The sequence below is a fragment of the Nostoc sp. GT001 genome, assembly GCF_030382115.1.
Classification (GTDB): Bacteria; Cyanobacteriota; Cyanobacteriia; order Cyanobacteriales; family Nostocaceae; genus Nostoc.
This window is the reverse complement of record NZ_JAUDRJ010000003.1, coordinates 246,628-262,127: the sequence shown is the minus strand read 5'-3', so window position 1 is coordinate 262,127 and position 15,500 is coordinate 246,628. Positions and strand designations below refer to the sequence as shown.

The window sequence follows — 15,500 nt, the reverse complement described above, 5'->3', positions numbered from 1 at the left end:
CATTTAAAACAAATGAACTGGAAACTTGACGAAGCACAACAAAAACTGCCAGAGGTAATTGATGCTATTGCATCAGAACCTCAATTAATCTTCAAGCAGGACAAATTAGTTGCTGCAATTGTAGAACCAAAACTTTTTCAAGAGTTCCTTGCTTGGCATCAGGAACAAAAAGCCTCTTCCCTCGCCAATGCTTTTGTAGAATTACGTCAAATCTGTGCTGAAGAAAATTACATTTTAGAGACACCTGCACGATGTAGCGATCGCCCTATCCCATTTGCTGAGGAATAGCATGAGCTTTCTTTGCGATACTAACATTATCAGTGAATTAGCTCGTCCAATACCCAATCCTGGAGTCATCACCTGGAGTCAAAGCATCTCATCAATTTTTCTGAGTGCTATTACCTTAGAAGAAATTTGCTATGGTTTATCAGCAAAGCCAAACCAGAGAATTCAAACTTGGTTTGATAATTTTTTGGTCACTTATTGTCAGGTAATTCCTATTAGCCCAGAAATTGCTAAACGTGCGGATGAATTAAGAGGATACTTACAAACTCAAGGAAAACCTCGCACTCAAGCGGACATAATCATTGCCGCAACTGCCGAAATTCACCAAATTACATTAATAACCAGAAATACAAAAGACTTCGAGGGATGCGGTATTACCATACTTAATCCATTTACTTGAGTTTTGAGTGCGTTAGCCTTGGTATAGCTTCTCTAAGAGTTACTTGCGTTGCGATCGCGAGTATTGATATTCCTACGTCAACAACACAGCACTATGAATCCTGATGATTATTTTCTTGCTGGATTCGTTGAGCGATGCAGATGTACTAGCAAGCGATTAATCAAGATTATCTGGATCTATGCCAAGCGATCGCAACCTGTCTGCCATCTGTTGAGCGCGTTGTTCAGTTTGTTGAATCTTCTCGTAAGGTGTAGGATAGCGTTTTCCTGACTGATCATACCAATAAAGCCATTCTCTAGTGACACCAGAATAATTCCCGCGATCGCATCCTATTCCTAAGCCAATTTCTGGTAGCCAAACCGGATTTCCTGCTTGCAATTCATACTTACCCTTGACTAATTTATGCACTTCTAAACGCGGTTTGCGGCGACGGCGAGAAGAATAAATTACGTAATAAAGTACGCCTAAATTTGCATATTCATCTAATTTAGTTGTATATTCTTTACGGTAAATTTGAGATACCACCTCTAGCACTAAACTTGGTAAAACTTTTTCTTCCCACAACGCATAACTAGGACGCAATTCCTCATCATAGAACCGTTCTACCCCTAAGCTTAAAAATCCATCTGGTACAATTGGTGGTTTATCGGGGTGATAATAAATACCCATATCTATGCCAAAGAACCAGTCCATGCGTTCCGCCCAAAGTATCAGCAATATTGCTTTCAGCAAGCCTGGTATTAATTCTTGCAGTTCATTATCCACAGGCGTTTCATCAGAGTCGGGTAGTTCTTCGGCGCTTGGCAAGTACCTCGGCAGACTGTACTCTAACATGGCTGGTTTCCCTAAAACTCACTAAAATTATAGCGGTTAAATCTGATTATTACTTAGCAATGGATAGGTACTAGAGCGATCGCACAGATAATCAGTAATTCAGAAATAATATTTGTATCTAAAATATAATTCATAATTCTAGTTGGCGGTTGTCAAGGTCTCTTTGACGTTTTAAATCTATATCCACACCAACTAGAGGAGAGCTTTGAAATAATTCAACTAAATTTTCTGATTCTGTTTTGGGGTCTTTCTTTTCTATTTGTCTAGTCAAATAATGAATTAATTGTATCTTTTATTCTCTGCTTAAATTATCAATTTCTTTTAATAAGGAATAGTAATTCAGGAATTGAATAATCACAATAACTAAGAGCTTGTCTGCCTATATTTGAAAAATGTCATGAGCGTTACCGAGATTATTTAGAGAATTGCCTGAATAGTTTTGTATTTGATAACTATCTTAGAAAAAAATGCCCTTGCTAAAAAGTAAGGGCATTGAAATTTACCTATTTAATATTTAGTGAGTAAATCTATACAGCTTGGGATACTTTTTGCTTAAGCTTCATCCAAAATTCCATTACTCCAGCGATCATTTACATGAAAGAAAATAGTCTTTTATTTTGTCTATAATCACCGAAGATAAATCAAGCCGTATTGCGAATAGTCCCTACTCAATGGCTACGCTAATTTCTTGCGTAGCTTGCTACCAGCCAAAGCCAGACCGACGATTCCTAAACCAGCAAGGCTAGCAGGCTCAGGAGTCGATTGGACAATAGAAGATTTCTTGAATTCAAATGCAATGGTTTGTGTGCCGTTGAATTTGCTGGCATCATAGCCAGTGGTTAGCAACTGCTGCGTTACATTACCTTGTGCTAGGAATGAGATTCCACTCAGATAGTTTCCAGAGTTGATGACATTGAGATTAAATGTCTTGTCTTTCCCGTTATTGGTAAAGTAACTACTGGTCAAATCACCATAACCGACAACGCCACCACCTTGTTTTACCTGAGTTTCGTAAGAAATCCATCCATCTCCTGCCAAACCACCATATCCAACAGTGTAGCCTTCTTTGATATTAGTAACTGTCTTTGCTTGAACATTACTATAAACACCAAGTTGTTGTACCCCTGAAGCATTTGCTGAAGCGAAATGAATCCCAAACAAATCGCCACTGCTCATAGCATTTTCAAAGGTTTTACCCGCCATGTTGAAGAACAAATCGCCATATCCAATCTGACCGTCAGCAGCACCCTGTTCAGCCTCTCCTGTTAACTTCATGTTGCCATTGATTGCTACAATGATACTGGTAGCAGTTTCTTTGATAGCCATACCAGAGAGATCGTAGGGATTTACTTTTCCTGCCGCGGCACCAACCCAGTAATTCCCGTTCATCCCATCTTTGTTTGAATCAAATGAATACTGCCATCCGCTAGCATCAGTGGAGTTTTGACCCATCAAAAGTCCGGTAGTGTCGTTCAGACACTCCAAAGATATGCTAAATGCTGTTCCCTTTAAGTCTGAGGCATAGGCTCCTTGAGCAGCCACAAAGAAGATTCCAAAAGTAGCAATACCAACCTTCAGAAAATTGAATAAGTTTTGAGTTTTCATTATTTATAAATTGATTGATTTAGAGAATCACAATTTTTTGGGCTTCTCTATTTGTAATTGGAATTACAAATAGAGAAAAGCGTGATTTTTCTGAAAATATAATTTGGATAACTTAACGTTAATTTTATAAAACTCAAATGAAAAATGACATATTTAGTTACAATTGCCGTTATCTAACCCAATTGTATGAAAGTGAAATAGGAGCAAAGGCAAGCAGGTCTAGCAGCCTGCGATTATCTGCACCCATTTATTTAGACAGTTTTGAAAAACTTTTGGGTTTGTGCAAGCTTAATAAACCATATCCCCCTAGCATCTCCGTACAGAGCATCTAAACGCGCGATCTACTTTAAAAAGTAATATCCGATTTGGATGAACACTTGGGCATTTACATTGCGCTTTATTATTTAAGAGAGTCAGGAGGCAGGGGTTGAAATCAATAAGCCTCTGACGACTGACAGCTTTATTATGGTTACTAGCAAACAATGCAACCCTTCTAATCAAATCAAACCTTCCAACGCGTGTTGTAAATCGTTTGTTACATCAGCAACAGCTTGTCTAGCACCCAAACGATTTTCCTTATACGCTGGGTAACGCTCAGAAATGGATATAGGTTCACCCACAATTATTTTTACTTTTTGCTTACCCAACTGTGGACGCTGCACAGCTTTATTACCTTTGATTTTAGCAATCATTTGCCATAAAATTAAAGTCGTCTCAGCAAACCTTTCTACTGTTGGATTTTCACGAATATAATTACCAGAAACAGCCACAAAGCTTTCTACTAAACGCATGTGCCACATCCGGGCATTGGCTTCTTCTGCAACGCGATCGCCTAAAGCTCTTTCAACCGCAGATACTCCTTTTACATCTTTAAATTCTTCTCTAAATATATAATTCCAACCTGCTTGTTCTACTCGCCGACAACGATCGCTCAAACTACCTTTTGACTGCAAATTAAAATACTGTTCTGAGATTAACAACGCTGCATTCAACAAAGCTTGTAGACGAACTGCTAACGCTTCATTTCTATCTGGAATTTGCCCGTTGACAATCTTCGCATCTGGCAGTTTTTGATGATAAAACCGCGTGTAAAATTCTTCCATTAGCAAAAGTAAATGTTCTGCCAAAGCCAACAACCGGGGATAAAGCGACTCTATAGAAGCATTTTCTGGTGGATTTACAGGTAAACCACTAGCCGCTTCCAATTCACTTAAAAGATTAGCGATCGCATCCCAAGGAGCATCAACGTAACTATATTTAATCCCAACTGGTAAAATTAGAACCTGTTCGGGGCGTTCAGCTTTGTGCAAGTCTTCAGCACACCAAAAGCCTAATTGGGCAATACCAGGTTCTAGCGGGCTGATATTCTCTGATAAACCATTGGTAGCACCTTCTGGCGCAGCCGCCATCGGAAATTTCCCATTGGCGAACAAGTCACGCGCCGAACGTAACCCCGTCCAGTCAGCCTTACCGCGCTGAATCGGAGTCCCACCTAAATGAGAAGCAATCCAGCCAACATGGGAACCTGCCCATAGAGGAATACCGCGATCATAGATAAAATGAGCATGAATGGGATGTTGTAGTGTTGTACCTTGCGATCGCGCTGTCTTTGGTACAATTTGAGACAGCAAGTAACCCAAACAAAACGGATCGTCTGTTTTCGGATGGCGAAATGCCAGCATAAAACGGATCTTACCCTCCTGAAACTGGCGATAGAGATCCACCAGAACTTCTACGTTGTCTGCTTCAATTTGGGTAATAGGTGTTTGCCATTTTATCCAACTGGGTAGCAACAGATGAACAACTCGTAGCAATAAAGGGTTAAACGCGGGGGGAATAAATTCTAAGGGTGCTTGTGCTTGATAAATTACATCTGCCAAAGTAGTTTCTCCTAAAGATTCCCTGATTCTAATCGCCTGATGGTTATTTCTTTTAAGATATCCTAACGGCTGTAATATGCCCTGAGTAATGAAGTCAAAGTAAAACCTGCCTATTGCGCTGTGCTTGGCACATGACTTAGGTTAGAAAACTAGGATACCTTCTTAGCCCGCCTACGCAGATTATTTTAATGAAGAGTCTTTACGCAGACTTATAAAGTAGGGCTTGCTGCAATGGGAAGTGTTGGCAGATAGTGGAGTTTAGCAGCACTTGCAAATCTTAATAACAAGAAAGACTTAAACCAAATCCTGGTAATACATCTTCACCCGATAATTGTGTGGGTAGATTTCGCACTTCGACTTAGATTAAATAGTTCCAAAGATCACATCACAATCCAGTTCAGAATGAGCAGCAAAACACTTGTAGAGACGGCGATTTATCGCGTCTCGAAAACCCAAAATTGTTGCCAGTAGACCTTAACCCAAGCGTATTGGTTTATGAGGCGTGATGCTTATATCCCCCGTTTTTAAACGGAGGATATAAGCGAATGTGCCAAATGTATTGGGCTATCTTATGTCAAGAATGTTAACATAAATATGTGGTTAATTGGTCGATACCATTGATTATTTACGAGTTCAAGGTTAAAGGAAAAGACAGGCAGTATTGCGCTATAGATGAGGCTATACGTACCAGCCAGTTCATTCAAAACAAGTGCTTGCGCTACTGGATGGATAACAAAAATGTTGGTAGATATGATCTCAATAAATATTGCGCGGTATTAGCTGCTGAGTTTCCCTTTGCTAATGAACTCAACTCAATGGCTAGGCAATCTGCGGCTGAACGTTCTTGGGGTGCAATTTCTCGATTTTACGATAACTGCAAGAACAAGGACTTGAGTAAGAAAGGCTTTCCCAAATTTAAGAAAAATTGCCGTTCGGTTGAATATAAATCAACTGGGTGGAAACTTTCTGTTACTCGTAAAGCCATAACTTTCTCAGACAAGAAAGGCATTGGAACCCTGAAACTAAAGGGAACTTACGACCTAAATTACTACAATATCAAGCAAATTAAGCGTGTCCGTTTGGTGCGTCGTGCTGATGGGTATTACGCTCAATTTGCGGTTGATGTGGATGCTAAAGTAGAAGCACAACCGACTCAACAAGTAGTTGGTATCGACTTAGGTTTGAAGTATTTTATTGCCGATAGCAAAGGTAATGTAGAACCTGCGCCTAAGTTTTACCGCAAATCCGAAAAAGCCTTAAACCGCGCTAATCGTAAAAAGTCCAAGAAGTTTAGTGCAGCCAAAAAGAAAGCCAAGATCCGGCAATCAAACAATTACCACAAAGCTAGAAATAGATATGCCCGGAAGCATTTAAAAGTAAGTAGGCAACGAAAAGAGTATTGCAAGAGATTAGCATACTCCGTCATCCAATCTAATGATTTGGTAGCCTATGAAGATTTAAATGTGAAAGGGCTTGTGAAAAATCGACATCTAGCTAAATCTATCAGTGATGCTGGTTGGTACACTTTCCGTCAGTGGTTAGAATATTTTGGTCACAAATACGGGAAGGTGACTGTTGCAATCCCTCCCCATAATACAAGTCAAAACTGTTCTAACTGTGGCGAGAAAGTGAAAAAATCTCTGTCTACAAGAACTCATGTTTGCCCACATTGCAACTATGTAGCGGATAGGGACATAAACGCTAGCATCAATATTTTGAAATTAGGACTGAGTACCGTAGGGCATACGGGAATTTACGCTACAGGAGATTTGCCCTCTTGGGCGGTTGGCAAAAGCCTGTCGTCTAACGGCGAGTCTGTGAATGTAGAATCCCCGAATTAGCAATTTGGGGAATGTCAAAAACAAATTAGAGATTTTGGAAAGGGAATAAGGGAATAAACGATGCGACTTTCACAAATGTTATTTGTTACACTGCGGGATGATCCGGCTGATGCTGAGATTCCCAGTCATAAATTATTACTCCGTGCAGGCTACATCCGTCGCATCGGTAGCGGTATTTATGCTTATCTCCCGCTAATGTGGCGGGTATTGCAAAAAGTTTCCCAGATTGTGCGGGAAGAAATGAACGCTACAGGCGCACAAGAATGTCTTTTGCCACAATTACAACCTGCTGATTTATGGAAGGAATCGGGACGCTGGGACACTTACACCAAAGCTGAGGGGATCATGTTTTCCCTAATTGACCGCCGCGAGCAACAATTAGGATTAGGCCCAACTCATGAAGAAGTCATCACAGCGATCGCTCGTGATATGATTCGCTCGTATCGCCAACTACCCCTACATCTCTACCAAATTCAAACCAAATTCCGCGATGAAATTCGTCCCCGCTTTGGTTTAATGCGCGGACGAGAATTTATCATGAAAGACGGTTACTCCTTCCATACCGATGAAGCCAGCCTCAAGGAAACTTACCAGGATATGTATAAAGCGTATAGCAATATCCTGCGACGTTCTGGTTTAGCTTTTCGGGCAGTGGAAGCTGATTCTGGTGCAATTGGCGGTTCTGGTTCCACAGAATTTATGATTTTGGCGGAAGCGGGTGAAGATGAAGTTCTCTACACTGAGGATGGTAAATACGCCGCTAACGTAGAAAAGGCTGTTTCTTTACCAATTGACGCCGAAACCTCACGGTTTACAACCTACGAAAAACGCGATACACCTGGAACAGAAACCATTGAAAAGGTCTGTCAACTCCTCAACTGTTCTCCCACTCAATTAGTGAAAAATGTCCTTTATCAGACAGTTTATGATAATGGTATAACGGTGTTAGTTTTGGTGAGTATCCGAGGCGATCAGGAAGTTAATGAAGTCAAATTGCAAAATGAATTGACCAAATTAGCTTCTGAATATGGTGCTAAAACTATTATTAGTTTGAATGTACCAAATGTAGAAGCCCAGCAAGCATGGACAGCGAAATCTCTACCTTTAGGCTACATTGCGCCGGATATTGCAGATGATTATATTACTGCTAATAAACAGATTCATCCCAAGTTTTTGCGCTTAGTGGATCAAACAGCCGTTGATTTAAAAAACTTTGTTACAGGCGCAAATGAAGCTGGTTATCATGTAGTTGGTGCTAATTGGGGTGAGCAATTTAAGTTACCAGATAGAATAGTAGATATTCGTAAGTCCAAACCAGGCGATCGCGCCATCCACAACCCAGAACAAATCCTACAAAGTGCTCGTGGAATTGAAGTAGGTCACATCTTCCAATTAGGCACTAAATATTCCCAAGCGATGGGTGCAACTTATACCAATGAACAGGGTGAAGAAAAACCGCTATTTATGGGTTGTTTTGGTGTAGGTGTGTCACGATTAGCACAAGCTGCCGTCGAGCAATCTTACGATAAAGATGGGATTATTTGGCCAGTTGCGATCGCACCATACCACGCGATCGTCACAATTCCCAACATAAAGGATGCTCAACAAATCGAAATCGCCCAAAAACTTTACACAGAACTCAATCAAGCGGGAATTGAAACCCTACTAGATGACCGCGACGAACGGGCGGGAGTCAAATTTAAAGATGCGGACTTGATTGGCATACCTTATAGAATTGTAACCGGACGCGCGATCGCTAATGGCAAAGTTGAAGTTGTAGAAAGAGCCACCCGTAAATCTCAAGAAATAGTCATTGATGAAGTTACAAAAATACTCAAACAATGGATTACAGAAGCAATAGGGCATAGAGACTTGGGATAAGGGAAGAGGTGACAGGTTATAGGGAATAATCTGTAACCTGTAACCTATTCCCTTCTTTACTCCCGACTCCCAAAAATTTACATAATCTGGCAGGTGACGGATTAGAAATAAAAATTCTAGAATTGGATTAGGGACTTGCAGAATTAAAAGCCATCAAGTCTCCTCTCGATTGTGGGAAACTCTCTACTTATAAGTATCGTCTTTAACCAGGCTGCTCCTCACATAACTACCATATCAGCCCTCAGTTAGGAAGGTTTTGAACATGAAAGACCAACAAGGATCTAATCGTATTTCTTCAGGCGTAATTGCAGCTGTGTCAGCAGCGGTTGTAGCGGTGGGTGGCGGTGTAGCTTGGTTTACCACACAATCCAGCAATACTCCCACACCATCAAACCCTTCTGGCCGCATTGAACAGTCAGCACAGCCATCAACTAGGCAGCTAGGTAATGAGCAAACCCCCAACGTTTATTGGCTAAGATCAAACAACAAAAATGTTACTTTGGTTCCCCAGCCTGTTAAAGTCGCTTCTATTCGACCCAACCAGCCTTTAGAAGCAGCTTTCCAAAGTTTGTTAGCAGGCCCAACAGAAGGGACAGATTCGACAACCATCCCTAAAGGAACCAAGCTATTGGGACTGAAGGCAGAAAATAATGAGGTTCACGTTAATTTATCTGAAGATTTTACCAGCGGTGGCGGTAGCACCTCAATGATGGGTCGCGTAGGACAAGTTGTTTACACTGCCACAACTTTAAATCCCAAAGCCAAAGTGTACATTGACGTGAACGGCAAACCCTTAGATGTTTTAGGCGGTGAGGGTGTAGAGTTACAACAACCGCTAACTCGCGAACAGTTTCAGAAAGATTATCCCCTTTAAAAAAGTTAGGAGTTAGAAGTTAGGAGTGAGGAGTTTTAACTCATAACTCATAACTCATAACTCTCTTAAACTTACCGTTTACTATTTAACACACGAAAATTACGGGCTTGCTGCTCCAACCTTGTGGCGAGGCGATCGCAAACCCGATTACACAAATCAAAAATCATTTGATCTTCCACCCGGTAATAGGCGCAAGTTCCTTCACTGCGGCGGCTAAGAATACCTGCTTGCCACATTACCTTCAGGTGTTTTGAAACATTTGCCTGAGAAGTCTGTGTTGCCTCTACCAACTCTTGCACGCATTTTTCTTCATCCCGTAATAAGTGTAACAGCCGCAGGCGCATTGGCTCACTTAACAGGCTGAAGTATTCAGCTACTTGTTGCACCACTTCTGGTGGTAAAGGCAACGTTTGTTTCATCAGGGTTAACCCGCAAGGAAAGAAAATTTTAACAATGACTCACATCATATATACATTAATACTTAATCGGGGTTAATTCGCATCAAAGGTTGACCATATTCTACAGCGTCGCCATTTTGGAGAAGAATTTCCATCACCTGTCCAGAGACTTCGGCTTCGATTTCATTCATCAGCTTCATGGCTTCAATGATACAGACTGTTTGACCCTTGCGGACGCGATCGCCCACTTCCACAAATGCCGCTTCCCCAGGCGCAGGAGCGCGATAAAACGTTCCTACCATTGGGGAAGGCACTTCTACTAATCTCTGGTCAATGGTTGAGGGAGGATTTACTGATAACTGCATTTGTGTGCTAGTTCCAGTATTCTCAAATACACGAGATGTGGACACCTCCGTTACCTGACTTCCGCTCATCTGGTTTCCTCCAGATGAACCCGATGTCAAGCCTGAACCTACCACACCGCCTAAAGTCCCTTGACCTAACGACAACATCTGATTGCTAATGCTCACAGCCTTACGGACTGTTAGCTCAAAGTCATCGCTTTTGAGTATGACTTCTGCAATATCTGTTTGTGCGATAGTTGCCAGAAGTTGGCGGATTTCATTAAAGTCCAATGGCACAGTTTTTATTACCTCGACCTATCCGTAAATTAGCATTTTAAGTGTGGCAGGGAATTAATCCCTATGTAGGGATTTAAATCGAGACTTGCATTTCCGTAGAGATGAAAGTTATTCCCTGCTGATATATTTATCTTCCTGGGTATCAACTTTGATGCGTTCTCCTTGAGAAATAAACAAAGGAACCATCACAATTGCACCAGTTTCCAGAGTTGCTGGTTTTGAGCCACCTGTGGCAGTGTCACCTTTTAAACCTGGATCTGTTTGGACAATTTCCAGAACTACAGACTTAGGTAACTCTACTCCTAGAACCTGCTCACCCCATTTAATAACTTCAGCTTCCATACCTTCCTTCAGGTACTTGACGCGATCGCCAATTTGCTCACGAGTCAATCTGCCTTCTTCGTAGGTTTCCATATCCATAAAGACAAACTCATCGCCTTCTTTATAGGTATGCTGCATCGTGCTTTTTTCTAAAGTAGCTTGCGGCACTGTTTCCCCTGCGCGGAACGTTTTTTCCATAACGCTCCCACTTTGGACATTTTTTAGCTTAGTGCGTACAAAGGCTGAACCTTTACCTGGCTTGACGTGTAGGAATTCAAGCACTCGCCATACAGACCCATCCAATACAATTGAAACACCGGGTCGAAAGTCGTTACTGGAGATCATGAAACTTTCAAATTTTGGAAGACAATCGGCATTTATTGTACCCTTCTAGGGTCGTCATTGGGCATTTGTCATTAGTTTAGTTGTCATTGTCATTAGTCATTTTTACTCTGCCCTAGACCTCTGCTCCACTCATCACCTAACGTGGGAAGATTATTTATGGGTTACGTCCAGTCAACAATTCACTGCTGCATTTGAGTTATCCCATGCTTAACTTATTAAAATCCTGGCTGAAGAACAGCCTAATGGCAATACTGCTGGTAACAATATTTTTAGGCATAACTACAGTCGGGTGGACTCCCTCCAGTAGCGCCGCACTGCCAGCCGGCAATGCAATTACCGACGGAAAGGCTTTGTTGCGGTATGCACTCCCGATAGATAACAAACCTGTGCGGCAACTACAAGGCAGTTTAGAGGACATCTCTGCCCAACTGCGGGCGAATCGACGTTGGGGTGCTATTTCCAAAGACATTAGCCAAGCATCCCGCATTCTCGATAAACCTTCCCAAATCTTAACAAGCGTTCCCGCAGAACGCCAACCCCAAGCCGAAGCTTGGATTACCGAGTTGAAATCTGGGGTGGGTAAATTACAGGAATTGGCGAACAGCAAAGATAAAGAACAAATTCTGCAAGAAAGAGGCAAACTTCTGAATCTTGTGACTCAGCTAGAAGAGTCAATGGTGAAACAATTCCCCTTTGAAGTACCTGCTGAGTACAGCAACCTGCCACAACTTAAAGGTCGTGCCACTGTAGAAATTAAAACCAACAAAGGCGATTTGGCCCTTGTAGTAGACGGTTACAGCGCTCCTGTAACTGCTGGTAATTTTGTAGATTTGGTACAGAGGGGTTTTTATAATGGCTTAGAATTTACCCGTTCTGAAGAATCTTACTTTCTCCAAACTGGAGATCCTGCTGGGAAAGATGTGGGTTTCATTGATCCAACAACGGGCAAATATCGTGCTATTCCCTTAGAAGTCTTAGTTCAAGGAGATAAAGCACCTACTTATGGCATTACTCTAGAAGAAGCTGGTCGTTACGTTGATATGCCAGTTCTACCTTTTTCTGCCTTTGGTGCAGTAGTGATGGCTCGTCCTGAAAGTGAAGTAAATGGTGGATCTTCGCAATTCTTCTTCTTTCTCTTTGAACCAGAACTCACTCCCGCCGGACGCAACCTCTTGGATGGTCGTTATGCCGTTTTCGGCTATCTTACCGAAGGCAGAGAAGTTTTGGATAAACTGAAAGCTGGTGACAAAATCGAATCAGCAAAAGTGGTTCAGGGAATAGAAAATCTGGTTGAACCGCAAGCTGCATAAGAAGACACAGGGGACAGGAGAAGAATAATTCTTGTACAGACGCGATTAATCGCGTCTCCCCTGATTCAGATTTCCGGCGGTGAACACCCGATCAACTGCAATAGCTAATTCTGGAAAAGTCTGTGATACAATTTGCTCAGTGGCTGTAAAAACTGTTTCTTCGTAAAATCCATCTTCCAGTAGTAACACCGAAATTTTTGCTTTTAGTGGGTCTACAATCCAATATTCAGGAACCTCTAAGACCGCATATTCTGAGCGTTTATAACGATAGTCCCGTTTCACCGACTCAGGACTGACCACTTCGACAATTAGTAACGGTGGTGACTCAAATACTGCTGAAGCATTCAACAATTCTCTAGCTTGCTCCAGTGTCACTACACACAAATCAGTCAACCTAGATTTATTTCTACCCGTTCTCACCCCACTTTCCCGAAAACACAGCCAAGTAAAGTTACAACGTTTGATTTCTGCTTCCAAGGCAGTATCCAAAAAACTGGCAATCAGAAAATGTTCAATAGTTGGTGGGTTCCTTAGCTCTAGCTTTCCATCCACCAGTTCATAATGGGAACCGTTACCATCATCATAGGTTAAGTACTCCTCAAATGTGATGCTGGTTACTGGTGTTGTTACCATCCCAACTGGCTCCTAGACGATACCCTTATTTTAAACAGTAAAACAAATCATCAGTTTTCTTCGTAATTTTGCAACACGAAAAACCGATTGTGAACAGTGAGTTATCTTCTCAACAAGTAAAAGACATTGGTGAACAAGGAATTTTAGAAAGATTACAGCGCTTCTGTCCTTCAGAAATTATCGGCGATGATGCAGCAGTACTTGAGACTGCACCAGGGCAATCTTTGGTAGTGACTACAGATGTGCTGGTTGATGGTGTGCATTTTAGTAACCTCACCACTTCCCCAGAAGATGCAGGTTGGCGAGCTGCTGCTGCCAATTTATCAGATTTAGCAGCAATGGGCGCTTCTCCATTGGGAATCACTGTCGGGTTGGGACTCCCTGGTGAACTTAGAGTTAGTTGGATAGAACGTTTGTACCAGGGAATGACAGAATGCCTGCAAAAATACAATACCCCAATTGTTGGGGGTGATGTGGTGCGATCACCTGTTACTACTCTGTCAATTACCGCTTTTGGTCAAGTTAACCCTAGTCAAATTATTCGCCGTTCTGCTGCTATTGTGGGTGATGCGATCGTCGTTACAGGCGTTCATGGAGCCTCCCACGCTGGCTTAGAACTCCTCTTACATCCCGAATTAGGACAAAACCTCAAAGATGCAGAACGCACGGCTCTAATCCGCGCACATCAACGCCCACAGCCACGATTAGATGTCTTACCAATCCTCTGGAAAATTTTAACTCCTAACTCCCAACTCTTCATTGCTGGTATGGATAGCAGCGATGGTTTGGCAGATGCAATTATCCAAATTTGCCGCGCCAGTGGGGTTGGCGCTGTCCTAGAACGCAGACAAATGTCCATGCCAGCAGCTTTTGACAATTGGCTGACACAAGAGCAAGCGCTAGAATATGCTCTATATGGTGGCGAAGACTTTGAATTAGTACTGTGTTTACCACAAGAATTAGCATCAGCCTTAGTGCAACATCTTGGTCAAGGTGCTGCGATCGCAGGCAGAATTACAGCCGGATCGACAGTAATATTGCACGACGAGCAAAAAAAATTCCCTGACCAAGTTCTGAATCTTAGCCAGGGATTTCAACACTTCAATAGTTAAGAGTTATGAGTTAGAAGTTTTAATTCGTCACTGTTAACTCTTCCCTCCTTATTCCTCACTCCTGACTCCTCACTGTTTAATTAAACCCACTTCTCGGCTACCAACTCTGCCAAATCCAAGACTCGTTGGCTGTAACCCCACTCATTGTCATACCACGCCATAACTTTTACTAAGTCATTGCCCATAACCAAAGTCAAGCTAGAATCGACAATCGAAGAAGCATCACTACCTTGATAATCGGAAGATACTAGTTCTAGTTCGCTGTAGTCCAAAATCCCTTTAAGTGGGCCTTCGGCAGCATCTTTGAGAGCTTGGTTAACTTCTTCAGTAATAGTACGCTTCTCAACCTGAACTACGAAATCTACCATTGAGACGTTCGGGGTTGGTACGCGCAAGGCAACACCATTTAGCTTGCCTTTCAGGTCTGGGATAACCAGCGCCACTGCTTTTGCTGCACCAGTAGAGGTGGGTACAATGTTTATCGCTGCGGCCCTCGCCCGTCGCAAATCCCGGTGAGAAGCGTCTAGCAAGCGCTGATCGCCTGTATAGCTGTGGGTGGTGGTCATCGTACCTTTGATGATGCCGAACTTATCGTTCAACACCTTGGCGATTGGTGCCAAGCAGTTGGTAGTACAGCTAGCGTTACTGATAATGTTGTGTTTGTTGTGGTCATAGTCATGATGATTCACACCAACCACAAAAGTACCATCCTCGTTTTTACCAGGAGCGGTAATCAGGACTTTCTTGGCTCCAGCATTTACGTGCTTGAGCGCTCCTTCTTTGCTAGTAAATACCCCGGTTGCTTCGATAATTAGGTCAATTCCCCAATCTTTCCAGGGCAAGTTTTCGGGATTGCGATCGGATACGCACTTGATGGTCTTACCGTTGACGATGATAGAGTTATCGTCAGCACTAATCTCAGCACCTTTGATCTTGCCTAGCATTGAGTCATACTTTAGCAGGTGAGCATTGGTTCTAGGGTCTGAAGTGTCATTAATAGCGACAAGATCGATCCGACTATTCTCTCTACCCACCCAGCAACGCGCAAAGTTACGTCCAATCCGCCCGAAACCGTTGATTGCAACTCTAATCACAGTGTCTTGCCCTCTGTATTTATGCTTATATGTTGATATCGTTGAC

16 protein-coding genes are annotated in these 15,500 nt (G+C 42.3%); 7 read left to right on the top strand and 9 right to left on the bottom strand.

Annotated features, from left to right (window positions below; genetic code table 11):
* Window positions 1–12 precede the first annotated feature (12 nt).
* Together QUD05_RS03750 and QUD05_RS03745 are read left to right on the top strand one after the other, a co-directional pair.
* Complete coding sequence (locus tag QUD05_RS03750) at window positions 13–288, top strand: prevent-host-death protein (RefSeq protein WP_289794925.1); 276 nt, start codon at window positions 13–15, stop codon at window positions 286–288.
* 1 nt (window position 289) lies between these two features.
* Window positions 290–685, top strand: coding sequence for a type II toxin-antitoxin system VapC family toxin (locus tag QUD05_RS03745; protein WP_289794924.1), 396 nt, complete (start codon window positions 290–292; stop codon window positions 683–685).
* Window positions 686–841: 156 nt separating this feature from the next.
* On the opposite strand, the gene QUD05_RS03740 is transcribed toward QUD05_RS03745, so the two are convergent.
* The 4 genes from QUD05_RS03740 to QUD05_RS03725 form a co-directional block, all read right to left on the bottom strand.
* Window positions 842–1,519 carry a Uma2 family endonuclease gene (locus tag QUD05_RS03740; protein WP_289794923.1) on the bottom strand — a complete coding sequence of 226 codons (678 nt, stop codon included), beginning with the start codon at window positions 1,517–1,519 and terminating at the stop codon, window positions 842–844.
* 130 nt (window positions 1,520–1,649) lie between these two features.
* Window positions 1,650–1,790 (bottom strand): hypothetical protein, encoded by a 141-nt coding sequence (locus QUD05_RS03735; RefSeq protein WP_289794922.1) that lies wholly within the window; start codon window positions 1,788–1,790, stop codon window positions 1,650–1,652.
* Between the two features lie 404 nt (window positions 1,791–2,194).
* Window positions 2,195–3,124, bottom strand: coding sequence for an XDD3 family exosortase-dependent surface protein (locus QUD05_RS03730; RefSeq protein ID WP_289794921.1), 930 nt, complete (start codon window positions 3,122–3,124; stop codon window positions 2,195–2,197).
* Window positions 3,125–3,621: 497 nt separating this feature from the next.
* Complete coding sequence (locus QUD05_RS03725) at window positions 3,622–5,004, bottom strand: lysophospholipid acyltransferase family protein (protein WP_289794920.1); 1,383 nt, start codon at window positions 5,002–5,004, stop codon at window positions 3,622–3,624.
* 617 nt (window positions 5,005–5,621) lie between these two features.
* Here QUD05_RS03725 and QUD05_RS03720 point away from each other — a divergent pair.
* The 3 genes from QUD05_RS03720 (at window position 5,622) to QUD05_RS03710 (ending at window position 9,600) form a co-directional block, all read left to right on the top strand.
* A complete protein-coding gene (locus QUD05_RS03720; RefSeq protein WP_289799874.1) occupies window positions 5,622–6,845 on the top strand; it encodes an RNA-guided endonuclease InsQ/TnpB family protein in 1,224 nt (407 codons plus the stop codon).
* A 60-nt stretch (window positions 6,846–6,905) separates the two neighbouring features.
* Window positions 6,906–8,726: a proline--tRNA ligase gene (locus QUD05_RS03715; protein ID WP_289794919.1), complete on the top strand. Its 1,821-nt coding sequence runs from the start codon at window positions 6,906–6,908 to the stop codon at window positions 8,724–8,726.
* Between the two features lie 262 nt (window positions 8,727–8,988).
* Window positions 8,989–9,600 (top strand): GerMN domain-containing protein, encoded by a 612-nt coding sequence (locus QUD05_RS03710; protein WP_289794918.1) that lies wholly within the window; start codon window positions 8,989–8,991, stop codon window positions 9,598–9,600.
* Between the two features lie 71 nt (window positions 9,601–9,671).
* Here the strand turns inward: QUD05_RS03710 and QUD05_RS03705 are convergent, their stop codons facing one another.
* The 3 genes from QUD05_RS03705 to efp form a co-directional block, all read right to left on the bottom strand.
* Entirely contained in the window at window positions 9,672–10,019 is a 348-nt protein-coding gene (locus QUD05_RS03705; protein WP_104909018.1) for an ArsR/SmtB family transcription factor, read from the bottom strand.
* Between the two features lie 62 nt (window positions 10,020–10,081).
* Entirely contained in the window at window positions 10,082–10,639 is a 558-nt protein-coding gene (accB, locus tag QUD05_RS03700) for an acetyl-CoA carboxylase biotin carboxyl carrier protein (RefSeq protein ID WP_289794917.1), read from the bottom strand.
* 108 nt (window positions 10,640–10,747) lie between these two features.
* Complete coding sequence (gene efp / locus QUD05_RS03695; RefSeq protein WP_069070428.1) at window positions 10,748–11,305, bottom strand: elongation factor P; 558 nt, start codon at window positions 11,303–11,305, stop codon at window positions 10,748–10,750.
* 203 nt (window positions 11,306–11,508) lie between these two features.
* Between efp and QUD05_RS03690 the strand changes: the two genes are divergently transcribed.
* Window positions 11,509–12,615: a peptidylprolyl isomerase gene (locus QUD05_RS03690; protein ID WP_289794916.1), complete on the top strand. Its 1,107-nt coding sequence runs from the start codon at window positions 11,509–11,511 to the stop codon at window positions 12,613–12,615.
* 45 nt (window positions 12,616–12,660) lie between these two features.
* Here the strand turns inward: QUD05_RS03690 and QUD05_RS03685 are convergent, their stop codons facing one another.
* Window positions 12,661–13,248 carry a Uma2 family endonuclease gene (locus tag QUD05_RS03685; RefSeq protein WP_289794915.1) on the bottom strand — a complete coding sequence of 196 codons (588 nt, stop codon included), beginning with the start codon at window positions 13,246–13,248 and terminating at the stop codon, window positions 12,661–12,663.
* An 89-nt stretch (window positions 13,249–13,337) separates the two neighbouring features.
* Between QUD05_RS03685 and thiL the strand changes: the two genes are divergently transcribed.
* Window positions 13,338–14,360 carry a thiamine-phosphate kinase gene (gene thiL / locus QUD05_RS03680; RefSeq protein ID WP_289794914.1) on the top strand — a complete coding sequence of 341 codons (1,023 nt, stop codon included), beginning with the start codon at window positions 13,338–13,340 and terminating at the stop codon, window positions 14,358–14,360.
* An 80-nt stretch (window positions 14,361–14,440) separates the two neighbouring features.
* Here thiL and QUD05_RS03675 read toward each other — a convergent pair whose 3' ends face one another.
* A complete protein-coding gene (locus QUD05_RS03675; protein WP_289794913.1) occupies window positions 14,441–15,454 on the bottom strand; it encodes a type I glyceraldehyde-3-phosphate dehydrogenase in 1,014 nt (337 codons plus the stop codon).
* Window positions 15,455–15,500: the final 46 nt, after the last annotated feature.